The organism is Pseudomonas sp. S2_B10, from assembly GCF_054668425.1.
The window spans coordinates 843028-859780 of sequence record NZ_CP162768.1 but is presented as its reverse complement, the minus strand read 5'-3'; the positions used below and the strand labels follow the sequence as shown (position 1 = coordinate 859780).

Genomic DNA, 16753 nt, shown 5'->3' with positions numbered 1-16753 from the left:
GCCCTCGCAGTCGGCAGCTCAGACCATGGCCAGTCGCTGCTTGCGTTGTGGCGCCGGAAACACCTTGTTCAGCGCCGCCAGATCCCCGGCGTCCAGTTGCAACTGCGCCGCCTCGGCATTGAGTTGCACATGCTCCGGGCGCACAGCCTTGGGAATCGCAATCACGCCGTCCTGGCGCAGGAGCCACGCCAGTGAAATCTGCGCCGGGGTGGCGTTGTAACGACTGGCAATGTCCTGCAGAACCGGCTCGGCGAGCATCGCGCCGCCCTGGCCGATCGGGCAGTAAGCCATCAACGGCAGGCGCTGATGCTGGCACCACGGCAGCAGATCGAATTCGATGCCGCGCTCCTCGAGGTTGTACAGCACCTGATTGGTGGCGCAGGCCGAGCTGGACAGTTCTTCGAGGTCGTCGACATCGAAATTCGACACACCCCAACGGCCGATCTTGCCGTCCTCGCGCAGGCGTTCGAAGGCTTCGACGGTTTCCTCCAGCGGATACTGACCGCGCCAGTGCAGCAGATACAGATCGATGTAGTCGGTACCGAGCCGACGCAAACTGCGCTCGCAGGCTTGCGGGATGCCCTCGCGGCTGGCGTTGTGCGGGTAGACCTTGCTGACCAGAAAGACTTGATCGCGCAGACCGGCGATGGCTTCGCCGACCACCGTTTCGGCACCGCCCTCGGCGTACATCTCGGCGGTGTCGATCAGGGTCATGCCCCGCTCGATGCCGCTGCGCAGCGCCGCCACTTCACGGCTGTGCGCCGAACGATCTTCGCCCATGCGCCAGGTGCCCTGGCCAATCACGGGAACCTGCACGCCGGCCAACTCAAGGGTACGCATTCAAACCTCCTGCCTTAAAGAGTCGATATCTTTAGTGGGCAGTAGGATAGAGCAAGGGTTCCCGGAAGGAAGGAGGAGTCAAGGATGAAACCGGTCAATCGTGGCGAGGGGATTTATCCCCGCTGGGCTGCGAAGCAGCCCCGATCCTGCAACTCGCGCTGTATCAGACAGCGTTCTATTGCAGGTTTTTGGGGCTGCTTCGCATCCCAACGGGGATGAATCCCCTCGCCACAGGGGGAGCATGGCAGGTTACTTGGTGGAGAACTTCAGGATCACGCTGTGGGCGTAAGTCTGCCCCGGATCAAGCCGCGTGCTCGGGAAGTCTGGCTGGTTCGGCGAATCCGGGTAGTGCTGGGTCTCGAGGGTGAACGCGCCCCAGTGTGGATAGACCTTGCCGCCCTTGCCCTTGACCGTGCCGTCGAGGAAGTTGCTGGTGTAGAACTGCACGCCCGGCTCGCTGGTGAACAGTTGCAGGACGCGTCCGGATTGCGGGTCGCTGACTTCGGTGGCGAGCTTGCTGACATCGCCCTTGCTGTCCAGCGCCCAGTTGAAATCGAAGCCGCCCTGTTTCGGCTCGGCGAATTTCAGCTGCGGATGATCAGCCTTGATGTGCGTGCCGATTGCCGTCGGTTTGCTGAAGTCCATCGGCGTACCGGCCACAGGCGCCAGCTCCCCGGTAGGGATCAGTTTCGCGGTGACCGGCGTGTAACGGCTGGAGTTGATCATGGCGACTTGCTTGAGAATATCGCCATTGCCGGCACCGGCCAGGTTGAAGTAGCTATGGTTGGTCAGGTTGAGCACGGTCGGCTTGTCGGTGCTGGCCTTGTAGTCGATGCGCAGCTCGTTGTTGTCGGTCAGGCGATAGGTGACTTCGGTGGTCAGATTGCCTGGGAAGCCCATCTCGCCGTCGGCCGAGAGGTAGGTCAGGGTTACGCCAACCGAATCCTTGTCCTTGGTTTCTTTGGCCTTCCAGACTTTCTTGTCGAAACCTTCGGGGCCGCCGTGCAGGGCGTTGGATTTGTCGTTCTGCGGCACGTGATAACGCTTGCCATCAAGTTCGAAAGCACCTTCGGCCAGGCGGTTGCCGAAACGGCCGATGGTCGCGCCGAAGTACGCGGTGCCTTTCTGATAGCCCTGCACATCGTCAAAACCCAAGACGACGTCGTCGAACTTGCCGTGTTTGTCAGCGACTTTCAGCGCTTGCAGGGTCGCGCCGTAGGTGATCACGGTGGCCTGCATGCCGTGGCTGTTGCGCAGGATGTACTGTTCGACAGGCGTGCCGTCATTGGTTTTGCCGAAGGCTTTGTGTTCGGCGGTCAGGCCCGCCGCGTTGGCGGAAAGGGTAGCGATCATCAGGGACAGTCCGAGGCCGGAGAGCAGGTGACGGGATTGAAGCATGGTTGACCTTCCTTTTTGTTGTTGTTTTCGCATTGACCGTAGGAGCTGCCGAAGGCTGCTCCTATATGTCACTAGTCATGCTATTTGAGTCGAGAAAGAAGATTTATAGCGGATTTACCGCTGTTGGCAAATATAAAGTCCGACTAATTGACATGGCGAAAAGCACCGAAGGTCGGCTCACCGCCCGGGCACTGCACTTTTTCGTAATCGGCGGCTCTATGCATGGCCAGGATGCGGTGACTCCCGCCGCACAGGAATGTGCCTGTCCGAGACTTCATGCCGAGTGTTTTTGCCCTGATCACCGTCGCTCACCGCCGCCCGTGCCTGCTGCTGGCCTGCCTGTTGTCGCTGTTGCTCAGCGGCTGCAGCCACCAGAACGGCAATGGATTTTTCAATCAGATACGTGAAGGGCAGCCGCAGGAATTTCTGCAGACCAGCGTCGACCGCATGGCCACCCTGGCGATGCGCGACAACCTCGACAGCCTTTACCGGCTGATGGGCAAGCTCTACCTGCGCAACCCCGAAGAACTGCGCAAATCCGGTTTCCTCACCGTCAACGCCGCAGTGAAACAGGTGCGTCTCGCTGTCGAGCAACAGCAGCCGTTGCCCGTGCTGGGCGGGCGTAAGGATCTGGCGGCGCTGAGCTATGCGATGAGCCCGGAATTCCTCGGCGACCGCGTCGGCGCCTTCATCTATGCAATCGGCAGCATGCTGGTTACCGCTCACGGCAATCGCACCGAGTTCTACATGACCGACGCGATCAACCCGACTTTCGTGCACAACGCCGCGCGTAACATCGAAAAAGCCATGTGGATTTTGTCGCAACGGCAGAACAAGGAAGGCCAGCCGTTGCTGTTCTCCAACGAAATCTCGGAGGAGGGCAGCAACCTCAGCTTCGCCACCGAATTCAGCAAAATCGTCGCGCGCCTGGATCTGCTCACGCAGATGCTCGATGAGCGCTATCGCAGGATCGGCCTGAATTACGCGCAGAGCCTGCTGTTCTTGAATTTCCTGCCGGTGCAGTGAGCCCGGCAGGTTTTCTGTAGCGCCAGGGGCCACTGTGGGAGCGAGCCTGCTCGCGAATGCGTTGCGTCATTCAACTCATCGGTCGGCTGACACCCCCTTCGCGAGCAGGCTCGCTCCCACAGGTAACTGCAGCAAATTCGATATGGCATAACGATAGACCGCATCGATATATGTGGTTATAAGAAAAATCGCTATGCTGCGGGCCAGATTTTCCTGTCGTTTTCTGGACGTTTGAATGGAATTGGCAAATTTCGGCCTGGTGATTGCCGGGCTGGTGGTGGGGTTTATCGTCGGCATGACCGGTGTGGGCGGCGGTTCGTTGATGACGCCGATCCTGCTGTGGTTCGGCATCAACCCGGCGACGGCGGTGGGTACGGACCTGCTGTACGCCGCGATCACCAAATCCAGCGGCGTCCTCGTTCACAAGAAGAACAAGAACATCGACTGGGCGATCACCGGCTGGCTGACCCTCGGCAGTGTGCCAGCCGTGGCCATGACCCTGTGGTTCCTCAGCACCCTGCACACCGCGCCGGACGCGATGAACGCCATTATCAAACAGGCGCTCGGTTTCGTCCTCTTCGCCACGGCGCTGGCGATTTTCTTCAAAAAACGCTTGCTCGAATTCGCCCACAAACGCGCGGGTGGCAACTACAACCCGAGCGGTTCGCGCCTGAATATCATGACGGTGATCACCGGTCTGATCCTTGGCACCATGGTCGCCCTGACCTCGATCGGCGCCGGCGCACTCGGCACCGTCGCCTTGTTCATCCTCTACCCGCTACTGCCAACCCGGCGCCTGGTCGGCACCGAAATCGCCCACGCCGTACCCCTGACCCTCGTCGCCGGCCTCGGCCACGCAAGCATGGGCAACATGGATTGGGGCGTGCTGGGCTTCCTGCTGATGGGCTCGCTGCCAGGCATCTGGCTCGGCAGCCACCTGACCGGTCGCATCTCCGACGAAGTCCTGCGCCCGTGCCTGGCGACGATGCTGGTGTTGATTGGTTACAAGTTGGCGTTCTGATTCAGCCTGGAAAAAACACTTCCTGTGCAGCGGCCGTAGGGAGGTGCCGATGATCGCTTACGTCATGTTGCGCAAAGTTCTCCCTGACCTAAGCTTCTGACAGGGCAATGCCTTTTTGCCAGACGCCGCCGGAACAATCGCCACGATGCGCAATCAGTAGTGCGTGGATATCAAAAGGAGATGCGCATGCTCATCAGGTCCCTGACCCTGACCCTCTTGCTGGCAATCGCCGGCCCCCTGTTCGCCGCTGACAGCGATTCACCCCTGGCCGGGGACGTGGGCCGCGCCCGTCCGCTGATCGTGATTGCGCAAAGCACCGTTGACCCGGTGTGGCTGAGCCTGAAAAAGTCACTGGAAGACCCGGCCAACAAAAAGGGCGTCACCGACCGCAACATCAAGGTCTACACCATCCTCAGCATGTCCGGCCAGCTCGACGGCAAGGACATGGGCCAGCAGGACACCATGGCCCTGCTGCGCTCGCTGAAGCTCGGCGCCGGCGCTTATCCAAAAGTGTTCCTGGTGGGCAAGGACGGCGAAACCAAGCTCTCCGCCTCGGGTGACGAAGCCAAGGCATTGAGCCTGGCGAAAATCTTCGAAACCATCGACGCCATGCCCATGGCCGAAAAAGAAGCCGCCGCTGCGGCCGCCGCACAAACGCCTGCCGCCACCGAGCCGGAACCGGCCAAAGGCGCAAAGGGCAGCAAACCGGCAAAACCGAGCAAACCGCCGCAGATGCCGGATGATTGATTGCGCGTTGCGTGAGTGAAGCAAAATCCCTGTGGGAGCTGGTAGACCAGCTCCCACATTTTTTTGTGAAGTGCACAGTTAAAATGTGGGAGCGAGCCTGCTCGCGATAGCGGTTTTTCAGGCGCTGAAAGGTGACTGATCGAGCGCATTCGCGAGCAGGCTCGCTCCCACAAGTCATCTTCTGATCGAAAGTTGTTGCAGCCTGCGACACCTCCAACGTTAACCGAGTGAAAACCCGATCCTGTAGGAGCCGCAGAAGGCTCGGGCCGCGATCTTTTGCTCTTAATCCGCCAACGCCGCGAAAACCGTGTGCGCAATCTTCACCCGTTCGACGTTCGGGTAATTCTTGTTGGCAAGAATCACGATGCCCATGTCCCGCGACGGCACGAACGCTACATACGCACCAAAGCCCCGCGTAGAACCGCTTTTGTTGAACAGCACATTGGCCGGCTCAGCTTGCGGTGGGGTCAGCCACTCGACTTTGTGAGGTTCCATGGCCATGGGGGTCGAGTTGCCGTTTTGCAGTTTTTCCAGGCTGATCGGGTAGGCGTACCGTTCCCAGCCCAGGCCTTGGGTCATGTCGCCGACGCGGTAATAACCGACGTGGGTGTTGGCGATGGCTTGGTGCAGATCAGGCGCAAGGCTGGCCGGTTTCAGTTGTGCCTGGACGTAACGCAGCAGGTCGGCGGCGCTGGTTTTGATGCCGTAGGCCTCGGCGTCAAGGGCGCCGGGGCTGACGCGCACGGGTTGGTCGGCACTGTCGTAGCCTTGGGCGTAAAGCTTCGACTGCGCTGGCGGCACGCTGAGGAAGGTGTGCTGCAAACCGAGTTTCGGCAGCAGGGTTTGCGTCATTGCCTGGTCGAACGGCTGACCGAGGCTTTTCGCCGTCAGGTAGCCGAACAGGCCCAGGCTCGGGTTGGAATACAGGCGATGGCTGCCGGCGGGAAATTGCGGTTTCCACTGTTGGTAATAGCCGAGCATCTTGTCGGAAGAATCCGCCTCGGCAGGAAATTGCAACGGCAGACCGCCAGCACTGTAGGTGCCCAGTTGCAGCACGCTGATGTTGTCGAAGGCGCTGCCCTTGAGCTCAGGCCAGAGCTGGCTCGCCTTGCTCGACAGGTCGAGTTTGCCGGTGGCCTGGGCGTAACCGGCGAGGGTGGCGGTGAAGGTTTTACTCACCGAGCCGACTTCGAACAGGGTGTTTTCACTGACTTTTTGCCCGGTGTCTTTGGCAGCGACTCCGTAATTAAAGTAATGCGCCTGGCCATTCAGCGTGATCGCTACGGTCAGCCCGGGGATGTTGTTTTGCTGCATCACCGGGGTGACGGCTTGGCTGACCAGTGCCTGCAATTGCGCATCCGTCGGCGTTGCGGCATGACAGGCAACGCTGCCGAAGAACAGTGCGAAAGCGCTGTGGGAAAAGACCTTGCTCGGTTTGAAGGAACACATGAGTGAATCACTCTCCATGAGTGTCGTTTGTTGTATCCCGCTACACTGCGGGTGATTTTTTCATCGGGCGGCTGATCAGCGCGGTTAATTTAGGCACTTTGCCAACGTTCGACAAACGATGAAAACTCGCACGAAGCCTTAGAAAAATTTGGGACAACCCATGATTCGACCGCAACTGCCGCTCAACGCTCTGCGCGCGTTTGAAGCCTCGGCACGTCATCTGAGCTTCACCCGCGCCGCCGTCGAACTGTGCGTAACGCAGGCAGCGGTCAGCCATCAGGTCAAAAGCCTGGAAGCGCAGCTCAACCTGACCCTGTTCAAACGCCTGCCCCGTGGGCTGATGCTGACCAGTGAAGGCGAAACCTTGCTGCCGGTGCTCAGCACCTCATTCGACCACATTGCGCAGATGCTCGAGCGTCTGGCTGGTGGGCAGTATCGCGACATGTTGACGGTCGGCGCGGTGGGCACGTTTGCGGTGGGTTGGCTGTTGCCGAGACTGGCGGATTTTCGCGGGAAATATCCGCTGATCGATTTACGCCTCTCGACGAATAACAACCGGGTCGATGTGGCGGCGGAAGGGCTGGATTACGCGATTCGTTTCGGCGCTGGCGCCTGGCATGGCATCGAGGCGACACGCTTGCTCGATGCACCGTTGTCGGTGTTATGCGTGCCGGAGATTGCTCGGCAACTGCACGCGCCGGCGGACCTGTTGCAGCAGACCTTGCTGCGTTCCTATCGCACTGATGAATGGCCGCAGTGGTTTCAGGCGGCGGGCCTGGCGACCCAGGCTGCGCCACCGCAAAGCATCGTCTTCGACTCTTCACTGGCGATGATGGAAACGGCGTTGCAGGGCGGCGGCGTGGCGTTGGCGCCGCCACTGATGTTCGCCCGGCAACTGGCGGCTGATGCGATTTGCCAGCCGTTTGCAATCGAGATAACCACCGGCAGCTACTGGCTGACGCGGTTGCAGTCGCGAGCGGAAACGGCGGCGATGAACGCGTTCAAGGCGTGGTTACTGCAAGTTTCTGCCTGACACAACCCCCCCCCTTGTGGGAGCGAGCCTGCTCGCGAAAGCGGTGCATCAGCGACAGCACTATCGACTGACCTGACGCCTTCGCGAGCAGGCTCGCTCCCACAATTGAAATCAGCGGCGCCTGCTGGATCACCGCACCAGACACGGCCGCTTGTTATCGAATTTCCACCCCGGAATCAGGAACTGCATCGCCACGCTGTCATCCCGCGCGCCGAGGCCCATGCCTTTGTACAGTTCGTGGGCCTTGGCCACTTGATCCATGTCCAGTTCCACGCCCAGTCCCGGTTTCTGCGGCACCTGCACGCAGCCGTCGACAATTTGCAGCGGTGCCTTGGTCAGGCGCTGACCGTCCTGCCAGATCCAGTGGGTGTCGATGGCCGTGATCTCGCCGGGTGCGGCGGCGGCGACGTGGGTGAACATGGCCAGGGAAATATCGAAGTGGTTGTTGGAATGCGAGCCCCAGGTCAGGCCCCATTCGTGGCACATCTGCGCGACCCGCACCGAACCCTGCATGGTCCAGAAGTGCGGGTCGGCCAGCGGGATGTCCACTGACTGCAACTGAATCGCGTGGCCCATTTCACGCCAATCGGTGGCGATCATGTTGGTCGCGGTTTTCAGCCCGGTGGCGCGACGGAATTCGGCCATGACTTCGCGACCGGAATAACCGTTTTCCGCGCCGCACGGATCTTCGGCGTAGGCGAGTACGTGGTGCTGATCGCGGCATAGACGAATCGCCTCTTTCAATGACCATGCACCGTTCGGATCGAGGGTGATCCGCGCGTCGGGGAAGCGCTCGGCCAGTGCTGTGACCGCTTCGATTTCGGCATCGCCGCTGAGCACGCCGCCCTTGAGTTTGAAATCCTTGAAGCCGTACTTGGCGTGCGCCGCCTCGGCCAGACGCACCACCGCTTCGGCGGTCAAGGCCTTCTCGTGGCGCACGCGGAACCAGTCGTTGTCGGCGTCTGGTTCGCTGCGATAGGCCAGATCGGTTTCGTGTTGATCGCCGACGTAGAACAGATAACCGAGCATCTTCACTTCGTCGCGTTGCTGACCTTCACCGAGCAGCGCCGCCACCGGCACGTCCAGATGCTGGCCGAGCAGGTCGAGGAGGGCGGCTTCCAGGCCGGTGACCGCGTGAATGGTGATGCGCAGGTCGAACGTCTGCAGACCACGGCCGCCGGCATCGCGGTCGGCGAAGGTCTGGCGCACCTGGTTGAGGATCTTCTGGTAGGTGCCGATGGGGCTGCCGACCACCAGATTGCGCGCGTCTTCCAGGGTCTGGCGAATGCGCTCGCCACCGGGCACTTCGCCGACGCCGGTGTGACCGGCGTTGTCCTTGAGGATGACGATGTTGCGGGTGAAAAACGGCCCGTGGGCGCCGCTCAGGTTGAGCAGCATGCCGTCGTGACCGGCCACCGGAATGACCTGCATCTCGGTGATGATCGGAGCTTTGGCGGTGTCGTGAACAGTCATTATTGTTTTCCTTGTCGAGACGAAGTCAGGCGTGTTTCGGCGCGGCGTCGGCCACAGCCTTTTCAGCAGCGGGTTTCGGCGTGGTGCGCGCAGCGAAGACGATGATTGCGGCGATGATCGAGGTCGCGGCCAGACCATAGAGGCCGCCCTGAATCGAACCGGTGTGCTGCTCCAGCAGACCAAACGTGGTCGGCGCGACGAAGCCACCGAGGTTACCCACCGAGTTGATCAGCGCAATCACCGCCGCCGCGATGCGTGCATCCAGATAAGCCTGGGGAATCGGCCAGAACAGCGACGAGGCGGATTTGAAACCCAGTGCCGCAAAGCAGATCGCGACGAAGGCGAAGATCGGCCCGCCAGTGGTGGACATGAACATCCCCGCTGCGGCGATCAACAATGCCGTGGCGACCCACGCTTGCTGGTGTTTCCACTTCGCCGACAGCGAGGCGAAGGCGTACATGCCGACGATCGACAGCAACCACGGAATCGAATTGAACAGGCCGACCTGCACGTCGCTGAGTTCGCCCATCTTCTTGATGATGCTCGGCAGCCAGAAAGTCGCGGCGTAGATGGTCAGTTGAATGAAGAAGTAGATCAGGCAGAACAGAATGATCTGCCGGTCCTTGAGCAGTTTGCCCAGCGACGGCCGGATCGGCGTCGCCGCTTCGCGGGCCTTTTGCTCGTCGTCGATGGCGCTGACCAGCGCATCCTGTTCGGCGCGGCTCAGCCATTTCGCGTCGTGGGGTTTGGCGTCCAGCCAGAACCAGACAAACACGCACAGGCACACCGAGAACATCCCCTCGATGAAGTACATCCATTGCCAGCCGTGCATGCCCAGCCCATTGATCTGCAGGAGCAAACCGGACAGCGGACCGGAGATCAGCGAGGCCACGGCCGAGCCGCTGAGGAAAATCGCGATCGCCTTGCCGCGCTCAACGCCTGGCAGCCAACGAGTGAAGTAGTAAATCACCCCGGGAAAGAACCCGGCCTCGGCGACACCGAGCAGGAAACGCAGAATATAGAAGTGGGTTTCGTTCTGGATGAAGGCCATGCAGGCCGCGACTATGCCCCAAGTGAACATGATGCGGGTCAGCCAGATGCGTGCGCCGACTTTCTGCAAAAGCATGTTGGACGGCACTTCGAACAGCGCGTAACCGATGAAGAACAGCCCGGCGCCGAAGCCATAAGCGGCAGCACCAATGCCCAGATCGGTTTCCATATGCGTGCGGACGAAGCCGATGTTCACCCGGTCAATGTAATTGACGATGAACATGATCACGAAGAGCGGCAGGACGTGGCGTTTGACTTTGGAGATGGCTGAGGCGAGCGTCGGGTCGACGCTGTCCTGCATCCCGGAGATGGAGGTTTTCACTGATGTTTCTCCCACTGATTATTTTTATGCGGGTAGGGCTGGGTGCTGCGTTGTTGCTAGACATCATACAACTGTAATTTTTTGTCCTACAAGTGGGGAGGGCGATCAAATTCTTCTGATTGTTCGTTTTTTTATGCGAAAACCAGATTATAGCTCGTATTCATTGAATATTTCGCCAGTCGAGCGGAGCGCCTTTTGAGATGTGAATGGTGATGCGTGATGGCTGGCTATTGAAGATATTCGACGTAATTGAGTGTTGTCATACAAGTAGATGGCCTGTCGACCGCTAAAATCCATCTCAACCGTCATCCCGCAGTGCTACGATCGGCAAGCCCCGATCACCGGAACCGACCATGCAAGAAGACCTCGACGCGCCCGCGCGCAAACGCACGCACAACCTCGCTCATGACCTGGTGGAAAAGCTCACCCAGAGCATCCTGCTCGGACAACTGTCGCCCGGTGACAAGCTGCCTTCGGAGAACTCCATCGTTCAGGAGCACGGCGTCAGCCGCACGGTGGTGCGCGAGGCGATTTCCAAGTTGCAGGCCTCGGGGCTGGTCGAGACGCGCCATGGCATCGGTACTTTCGTGATCGAACGCGCAGCGGAGCAGGGCCTGCGCCTGAATGTCGACACGGCGCTCGGTGTGCGCAGCATTCTTGAGCTGCGCATGGGCCTGGAGACGCAAGCGGCCGCACTGGCGGCGCAGCGGCGCAGTGAGCAGCAGGTCCAGCAGATGCGTCAGGCGCTGGATGACTATCAACGGCTGCTGGCCAACAATGACAGCTGCGTGGAGGCCGATCGGCGTTTTCATCTGCTGATCGCCGAGGCCACCGGCAACGCTTGTTTCAGCGAGATCATGCAGCACCTGGGCAGTGCGATGATCCCGCGCAATCGCCTGAATGCCGCCGAGCGCGGCGCGGCGGATCTGAGCAAGCTCGGGCACTTGGCCAATCTGGAACACGAGGCGATTCTGAACGCGATCAAACGTCAGGACGCCGATGCCGCCCGCGCCGCGATGTGGCTGCACCTGACCAACAGTCGCGATCGCTTTATCGCCCAAGGCTGATGCCGCTGGTCTGATCTATCGCACGCCGTCAACGGTCGCGCTTCCAAACAATACGCCCCGGATAATCCGGGCCAGTATTGTGAGGTGCAGCATGGCTGATGACTCGCTTGTTCCCGGTGGCATGGCGCCCACCGACCAGACCCGCCCCGTATCCGGCACCGACGAGCCGACCCTGAGCGATCACGACGCCCCGCCGGGCATGGACCCGGGCCGCGACCCATTGAGCGATGCCGACCGCCCGGATGACTGGAAGGATCCGCCGGATGACGACAATGTACCGCCGGCGGACGAGCCGACGCCGTTGTCGGATGATTTGCGCTGAGGTCTGGATTATTCATTGAGTGGGCCGGCCTCTTCGCGAGCAGGCTCGCTCCCACAGTGGATGACACAAACTCCCTGTGGGAGCGAGCCTGCTCGCGAAGACGGCATCGGCTTCGCAGCAAATTACGGCCATGCTGCGAGTGCCAGACAAGATCGCCAGTCAACCAACACGCAAATCCCGCATCAACAACCCAAAGCGCAAATCCACCCCGTCCGGTATCGGCACGTACACCGTATGCCCATCCCCCGGCGCCACCTCGATCGCTTGCCCGCTGACACTCTGCAATTCATGCAGATCAAAATGGAAATTGCCCTTGGGCGTCATCAGTTCCAGATGATCGCCCACGGCAAAACGATTCTTCACTTTCACTTCGGCCAGGCGATCACGGCGCTCGCCGGTGAGCTCGCCAACGAACTGCTGACGCTCCGACACCGAACTGCCGTGTTGATAATTCTGATATTCGTCGTGCACATGTCGGCGCAGAAAACCTTCGGTGTAGCCGCGCTGGGCCAGCGATTCCAGATCCAGCATCAGGCTGCGATCGAACTCGCGCCCGGCCACGGCATCATCGATCGCCCGGCGATATACCTGGGTGGTGCGTGCGCAGTAGAAATGCGATTTGGTCCGGCCTTCGATTTTCAAGGAGTGCACGCCCATGCGCGTCAGCCGCTCGACATGCTGCACCGCGCGCAGGTCCTTGGCGTTCATGATGTAGGTGCCGTGTTCGTCTTCGAACGCCGGCATCAATTCGTCGGGGCGATTGGCTTCCTGGAGCAGGAAGACTTGATCGGTCGGTGCGCCGAGACCCAGCGTCGGCTCGGGTTCAAAGGTCTGGACGATCTCGCCGAGCTGGTTTTCCGTCGCTTCTTGCGCCGTGTACTTCCAGCGGCAGGCGTTGGTGCAGGTGCCCTGATTGGCATCGCGCTTGTTCATGTAACCGGAAAGCAGGCAGCGCCCGGAATAGGCCATGCACAGCGCGCCGTGCACGAACACTTCCAGCTCCATGCCCGGCACCTGCTCGCGGATTTCACCGATTTCTTCGAGCGAGAGTTCGCGCGACAGGATGATCCGGCTCAGCCCCTGTTGCTGCCAGAACTCGACGCTCGCCCAATTCACCGTGTTGGCCTGCACCGACAGGTGAATCGGCATCTGCGGAAAATGCTGGCGCACCAGCATGATCAGGCCCGGATCGGACATGATCAGCGCATCCGGGGCCATCTCGATCACTGGCGCCAGATCCTTGAGAAACGTCTTCAGCTTGGCGTTGTGCGGGGCGATGTTGACCACGACGTAGAAGCGCTTGCCCTGCGCCTGCGCCTCACGGATGCCCAGCGCCAGGTTGGCATGATCGAACTCGTTGTTGCGCACCCGCAGGCTGTAGCGCGGCTGGCCGGCGTAGACCGCATCGGCGCCGTAGGCGAAGGCGTAGCGCATGTTTTTCAGGGTGCCGGCGGGGGCGAGAAGCTCGGGGGCGATGAGAGTTGGCATTTGGGTGTCGGTCGCAAAAGCCGCGCAGGGTAGGGCAGCTGTTGCGAGGGTTCATTGATCTGGATCTATGCTCCATGAATAAACATGGCACTCGCGCGCTCGGCGGCTGACTAAGTGGGGCGGGCGTGCGTGACGCCTGACTGACATGGACCGGATATGAACGAAAAGAGTCTGCAATTCAAATCCCTGACAGTGCTGCTGGTGCTGGTCACGGTGGCCTTTATCTGGATTCTGCTGCCGTTCTACGGCGCGGTATTCTGGGCTGTCATCCTCGGCATTCTGTTTGCGCCGGTACAGCGCAGGTTGCAGCAGAAGTTCGGCTGGCAACGCAACGTGACGTCGCTGTGCACCTTGAGCCTGTGCCTGGTGGTCGCGATTCTGCCGGTGATCATCGTCAGCATCCTGCTGGTGCAGGAAGGGGCGACTGTCTACAAGAACATTGAAAGCGGCGAGCTGGACATCGCTGCGTATCTGGCGCAGTTCAAACACAGCCTGCCGCCTTACTTTCAGCACTTGCTCGACCGCTTTGGCATGGGCGAACTCGACAGCTTGCGCGAGAAGATCGTCAAAGCGGCGATGCAGGGCAGCCAGGCGCTGGCGACTCAGGCGTTCAGTTTCGGTCAGGGCACGTTCGAATTCGTGGTGAGCTTTTTCATCATGCTCTATCTGTTGTTTTTCTTTCTGCGTGACGGCCCCGAGCTGGCGCGCAAGATGCGAACCGCCGTGCCGCTGGAAGAAAACCACAAGCGCCGCCTGCAACTGAAGTTCAACCGCGTGGTGCGCGCCACGGTCAAGGGCAACGTGGTGGTGGCCGTGACCCAAGGCGCGCTGGGCGGGCTGATTTTCTGGTTTCTCGACATTCCCAGCGCATTGCTCTGGGCGGTACTGATGGCGTTTCTGTCGCTGTTGCCAGCGGTGGGCGCGGGGATTGTCTGGGCGCCGGTGGCGGTGTACTTCCTGCTCAGCGGCATGATCTGGCAGGGTGTGGTGCTGGGCTTGTTCGGGGTATTCGTGATCGGCCTGGTCGACAACGTGCTGCGTCCGATTCTGGTGGGCAAAGATACCAAGATGCCCGATTACCTGATTCTGGTCTCGACCCTCGGCGGCCTCGCGGTATTCGGCCTCAACGGCTTTGTGATCGGGCCGCTGATTGCCGCATTGTTCCTGTCGAGCTGGGCGCTGTTCGTCGAGACCAAGCCCAAGGTGCAACTGCCCTAAGCGTGAAACGTGCTGCTGGCGACCTGTTGCGACAAGGCCTGCGCCGCTGGTAACGAGGTGAGCGGGCCGCTGATCGGCTCGCCATCGCGCACCAGATACCAGCAAGCGAGCAAACCGGATGCACGCAGCGAAGCGGGAACTGCGCTGCCGATCACCGACATGATTTGAACCTGTGCCATGGGAAAACCTCCATCAAACTGATGGGGCTACCTTAGGGATTTGCCGGCACGACGGACAATCAACGCTTTCGATAGTGGTCATTGATGCCAGTGAGGTCTGGCGTCATTCGACCACTTGATCGAGCATGTGCATGACTTCGCGCTCATTGAGCAGGCCCTTGTGCACGAGGTTCTCGGCGAGCAGGGACAGCAGCTTGGCGCAGCGATGGCCTTCCAGATGCTTGAGCTCGGTGAGCGCGCTGTACACCTTGTTCGAGGTGCACAGACCGACGATGCGGTGCGGGTTTTGTGTGGGCATACAGTCGTCCTTGTTGTTATCGATCTGTTGTTTACGGACGGATTCAGATTGCAGTTCCGTCATGACAAAGCGGTGACCGTTTGATGAAAAAAGCCCGACGGTCGATTCCATCATGCCGACTTTAGCTGCTCAAACTGTTCTCACAGCGACCCTGGCGAGATTTTTTCAGACGTTGGCCGACCAGCGGTCATAAAAAAGCCCCGCATGAAAACGGGGCTCTGTGTTGCGCTTACCAGCGTGGACCGCCGTAGTAGCCATGCGGGCCGCCGTAGTAGCCGTGGGGGCGACCGTAATAACCACGAGGCGGGCCGTAATAGACGGGGGCCGGCTGCACGTAGACCGGTTGTTGTACATACACCGGCGCCGGCTGGTAATAGACCGGTGGCGGCGGTTGCTGCACGTAGACCGGTTGCGGCTGAACATAAACCGGCTGCTGCTGCACGTACACCGGCCGATCCTGGTTGATCAGTGCCGAGCCGATGATGGCCGAGCCGACGATCGCGCCAAACACTGCAGGGCCCTGCCAGCCATGGCCACCACCCGCTTCAGCCTGGCCGGTGACGGCAAGTGCGCCAATCAACAAAGCCATGATGGGAAGTTTACGAATCATGATAAGTCCTCGGTTCTTCGACCCGGCGCCGCGGCCTGAATCAGGCCCACAGTTGTCGCGGGGATACAGCTAAGACAGCAAATTTGCGAAATTCAGCACAGCCGCTGGGTAAATTTTGTGTAAGGTCTGTAGCGGCTTCTTTACCCGGCTGCGCAGCGCCACAGACAAGCCGCAATGATGATTCAGAACCCGGTGGGCTGGCCAATCCCGTCCATCCGAAAGTGCGTTTGAAGGAGAAGTTTCATGCAGATGAACCCGAACAAAGACACCCAATTGTGCATGTCCCTGTCGGGGCGGCCGGGGAATTTCGGTCTGCGTTTTCACAACCATTTGTATGAACAGCTGGGCCTGAACTTCTACTACAAGGCGTTCAGCAGCCAGGACCTGACCGGCGCGGTCGGTGGCATCCGGGCGCTGGGCATTCGTGGCTGCGGCGTGTCGATGCCGTTCAAGGAAGCCTGCATTGCGCTGGTCGATGAGCTGGATGCGTCGGCGGCGGCGATCCAGTCGATCAACACCATCGTCAACACTGGCGGACACCTCAAGGCCTACAACACCGATTACATCGCCGTCGCGCAATTGCTGGAAAGCCACGCGGTGCCGAAAGATTCGACCTTCGCCCTGCGCGGCAGCGGCGGCATGGCCAAAGCGGTGGCCAGCGCCCTGCGCGATGGTGGCTACAAGAACGGTTTGATTGTCGCCCGTAACGAGCGGGCCGGCCGCGGCCTGGCGGATTCGCTGGGTTATCGCTGGCAGGCAGAGCTGGGTGACGAGCGCCCGCAGATGCTGATCAATGTCACCCCGGTAGGCATGGACGGCGGGCCGGAGGCGGGGCAACTGGCGTTCGATCCTGAAGTGATCAAAGCGGCTGAGACTGTATTCGACGTGGTGGCGATCCCTTCGGAGACGCCGCTGATTGTGCGGGCGCGGGCCGAGGGCAAGCGAGTGATTACCGGGCTTGAGGTGATTGCAATTCAGGCGCTGGAGCAGTTTGTCCTGTACACCGGGGTGCGGCCGAATGAGGCGCAGTTTGCGGCGGCGGTGGATTTTGCGCGTAGCTGATTGATCTTTTAGTGGCTGGGCTGGCCTCTTCGCGAGCAGGCTCGCTCCCACAGGTTGAGCTGGAATGCGATTGAATGTGGGAGCGAGCCTGCTCGCGAAGGCGGCGCTGCGGTTCTGGATCACTATCTATAATCCTCGCCAGCACGCACA

Annotated in this window: 17 protein-coding genes; 8 read left to right on the top strand and 9 right to left on the bottom strand. The window is 60.4% G+C overall.

The genetic code is table 11. The features are described from left to right. Positions 1-18 precede the first annotated feature (18 nt). Entirely contained in the window at positions 19-840 is an 822-nt protein-coding gene (locus tag AB4O45_RS03685) for an aldo/keto reductase (RefSeq protein ID WP_460161078.1), read from the bottom strand. A 249-nt stretch (positions 841-1089) separates the two neighbouring features. Next, the gene (locus AB4O45_RS03680) at positions 1090-2238 is read right to left on the bottom strand and encodes an aldose epimerase family protein (RefSeq protein ID WP_460161077.1); all 1149 of its coding nucleotides are present in this window, start codon (positions 2236-2238) and stop codon (positions 1090-1092) included. Between the two features lie 276 nt (positions 2239-2514). Between AB4O45_RS03680 and AB4O45_RS03675 the strand changes: the two genes are divergently transcribed. The 3 genes from AB4O45_RS03675 (at position 2515) to AB4O45_RS03665 (ending at position 5032) form a co-directional block, all read left to right on the top strand. Beyond that, positions 2515-3264 (top strand): hypothetical protein, encoded by a 750-nt coding sequence (locus AB4O45_RS03675; protein WP_056788708.1) that lies wholly within the window; start codon positions 2515-2517, stop codon positions 3262-3264. Positions 3265-3499: 235 nt separating this feature from the next. After that, positions 3500-4285 carry a sulfite exporter TauE/SafE family protein gene (locus AB4O45_RS03670; protein ID WP_125927590.1) on the top strand — a complete coding sequence of 262 codons (786 nt, stop codon included), beginning with the start codon at positions 3500-3502 and terminating at the stop codon, positions 4283-4285. Between the two features lie 186 nt (positions 4286-4471). Further along, on the top strand, positions 4472-5032 hold the full coding sequence (locus tag AB4O45_RS03665) for a DUF4174 domain-containing protein (protein WP_116659119.1): 561 nt from the start codon (positions 4472-4474) through the stop codon (positions 5030-5032). Between the two features lie 282 nt (positions 5033-5314). Here AB4O45_RS03665 and ampC read toward each other — a convergent pair whose 3' ends face one another. Further along, positions 5315-6481, bottom strand: coding sequence for a class C beta-lactamase (gene ampC / locus AB4O45_RS03660; RefSeq protein WP_460161076.1), 1167 nt, complete (start codon positions 6479-6481; stop codon positions 5315-5317). 160 nt (positions 6482-6641) lie between these two features. On the opposite strand from ampC, the gene AB4O45_RS03655 reads away from it, so the two are divergent. Next, a complete protein-coding gene (locus AB4O45_RS03655; protein ID WP_095182119.1) occupies positions 6642-7514 on the top strand; it encodes a LysR family transcriptional regulator in 873 nt (290 codons plus the stop codon). A gap of 129 nt (positions 7515-7643) precedes the next feature. Here AB4O45_RS03655 and gudD read toward each other — a convergent pair whose 3' ends face one another. Both gudD and AB4O45_RS03645 read right to left on the bottom strand, forming a co-directional pair. Beyond that, positions 7644-8987, bottom strand: coding sequence for a glucarate dehydratase (gene gudD / locus AB4O45_RS03650; protein ID WP_460161075.1), 1344 nt, complete (start codon positions 8985-8987; stop codon positions 7644-7646). Positions 8988-9012: 25 nt separating this feature from the next. Next, the gene (locus tag AB4O45_RS03645) at positions 9013-10359 is read right to left on the bottom strand and encodes an MFS transporter (RefSeq protein WP_024013478.1); all 1347 of its coding nucleotides are present in this window, start codon (positions 10357-10359) and stop codon (positions 9013-9015) included. A 353-nt stretch (positions 10360-10712) separates the two neighbouring features. Between AB4O45_RS03645 and AB4O45_RS03640 the strand changes: the two genes are divergently transcribed. Beyond that, positions 10713-11426, top strand: coding sequence for a FadR/GntR family transcriptional regulator (locus AB4O45_RS03640; RefSeq protein ID WP_016775357.1), 714 nt, complete (start codon positions 10713-10715; stop codon positions 11424-11426). A gap of 91 nt (positions 11427-11517) precedes the next feature. Continuing rightward, entirely contained in the window at positions 11518-11748 is a 231-nt protein-coding gene (locus AB4O45_RS03635; RefSeq protein ID WP_122603100.1) for a hypothetical protein, read from the top strand. Between the two features lie 159 nt (positions 11749-11907). Here the strand turns inward: AB4O45_RS03635 and trhP are convergent, their stop codons facing one another. Then, on the bottom strand, positions 11908-13236 hold the full coding sequence (trhP, locus tag AB4O45_RS03630) for a prephenate-dependent tRNA uridine(34) hydroxylase TrhP (protein WP_460161074.1): 1329 nt from the start codon (positions 13234-13236) through the stop codon (positions 11908-11910). 156 nt (positions 13237-13392) lie between these two features. Here trhP and AB4O45_RS03625 point away from each other — a divergent pair, with 156 nt between their 5' ends. Beyond that, positions 13393-14454 (top strand): AI-2E family transporter, encoded by a 1062-nt coding sequence (locus tag AB4O45_RS03625; RefSeq protein WP_041477173.1) that lies wholly within the window; start codon positions 13393-13395, stop codon positions 14452-14454. Here the strand turns inward: AB4O45_RS03625 and AB4O45_RS03620 are convergent. The 3 genes from AB4O45_RS03620 to AB4O45_RS03610 form a co-directional block, all read right to left on the bottom strand. Beyond that, positions 14451-14633, bottom strand: a complete 183-nt coding sequence (locus AB4O45_RS03620; protein WP_041477171.1) for a hypothetical protein — start codon at positions 14631-14633, stop codon at positions 14451-14453. The two genes, AB4O45_RS03625 and AB4O45_RS03620, sit on opposite strands and share 4 nt — an antisense overlap. 103 nt (positions 14634-14736) lie before the next feature. After that, positions 14737-14931 carry a hypothetical protein gene (locus AB4O45_RS03615; protein WP_056789862.1) on the bottom strand — a complete coding sequence of 65 codons (195 nt, stop codon included), beginning with the start codon at positions 14929-14931 and terminating at the stop codon, positions 14737-14739. Between the two features lie 229 nt (positions 14932-15160). Then, the gene (locus AB4O45_RS03610) at positions 15161-15541 is read right to left on the bottom strand and encodes a hypothetical protein (RefSeq protein ID WP_024013471.1); all 381 of its coding nucleotides are present in this window, start codon (positions 15539-15541) and stop codon (positions 15161-15163) included. 243 nt (positions 15542-15784) lie between these two features. On the opposite strand from AB4O45_RS03610, the gene AB4O45_RS03605 reads away from it, so the two are divergent. Then, positions 15785-16603, top strand: a complete 819-nt coding sequence (locus AB4O45_RS03605; protein WP_460161073.1) for a shikimate 5-dehydrogenase — start codon at positions 15785-15787, stop codon at positions 16601-16603. Positions 16604-16753 lie beyond the last annotated feature (150 nt).

What these genes read in the sequence shown, in the direction of transcription:
- AB4O45_RS03685 (WP_460161078.1), bottom strand. Translation starts at nt 840, where the DNA reads ATGCGTACCCTTGAGTTGGCCGGCGTGCAGGTTCCCGTGATTGGCCAG.
- AB4O45_RS03670 (WP_125927590.1), top strand. Translation starts at nt 3,500, where the DNA reads ATGGAATTGGCAAATTTCGGCCTGGTGATTGCCGGGCTGGTGGTGGGG.
- ampC (WP_460161076.1), bottom strand. Translation starts at nt 6,481, where the DNA reads ATGTGTTCCTTCAAACCGAGCAAGGTCTTTTCCCACAGCGCTTTCGCA.
- AB4O45_RS03640 (WP_016775357.1), top strand. Translation starts at nt 10,713, where the DNA reads ATGCAAGAAGACCTCGACGCGCCCGCGCGCAAACGCACGCACAACCTC.
- AB4O45_RS03625 (WP_041477173.1), top strand. Translation starts at nt 13,393, where the DNA reads ATGAACGAAAAGAGTCTGCAATTCAAATCCCTGACAGTGCTGCTGGTG.
- AB4O45_RS03615 (WP_056789862.1), bottom strand. Translation starts at nt 14,931, where the DNA reads ATGCCCACACAAAACCCGCACCGCATCGTCGGTCTGTGCACCTCGAAC.
- AB4O45_RS03610 (WP_024013471.1), bottom strand. Translation starts at nt 15,541, where the DNA reads ATGATTCGTAAACTTCCCATCATGGCTTTGTTGATTGGCGCACTTGCC.
- gudD (WP_460161075.1), bottom strand. Translation starts at nt 8,987, where the DNA reads ATGACTGTTCACGACACCGCCAAAGCTCCGATCATCACCGAGATGCAG.
- AB4O45_RS03675 (WP_056788708.1), top strand. Translation starts at nt 2,515, where the DNA reads ATGCCGAGTGTTTTTGCCCTGATCACCGTCGCTCACCGCCGCCCGTGC.
- AB4O45_RS03680 (WP_460161077.1), bottom strand. Translation starts at nt 2,238, where the DNA reads ATGCTTCAATCCCGTCACCTGCTCTCCGGCCTCGGACTGTCCCTGATG.
- AB4O45_RS03655 (WP_095182119.1), top strand. Translation starts at nt 6,642, where the DNA reads ATGATTCGACCGCAACTGCCGCTCAACGCTCTGCGCGCGTTTGAAGCC.
- AB4O45_RS03620 (WP_041477171.1), bottom strand. Translation starts at nt 14,633, where the DNA reads ATGGCACAGGTTCAAATCATGTCGGTGATCGGCAGCGCAGTTCCCGCT.
- AB4O45_RS03665 (WP_116659119.1), top strand. Translation starts at nt 4,472, where the DNA reads ATGCTCATCAGGTCCCTGACCCTGACCCTCTTGCTGGCAATCGCCGGC.
- AB4O45_RS03605 (WP_460161073.1), top strand. Translation starts at nt 15,785, where the DNA reads ATGCAGATGAACCCGAACAAAGACACCCAATTGTGCATGTCCCTGTCG.
- trhP (WP_460161074.1), bottom strand. Translation starts at nt 13,236, where the DNA reads ATGCCAACTCTCATCGCCCCCGAGCTTCTCGCCCCCGCCGGCACCCTG.
- AB4O45_RS03635 (WP_122603100.1), top strand. Translation starts at nt 11,518, where the DNA reads ATGGCTGATGACTCGCTTGTTCCCGGTGGCATGGCGCCCACCGACCAG.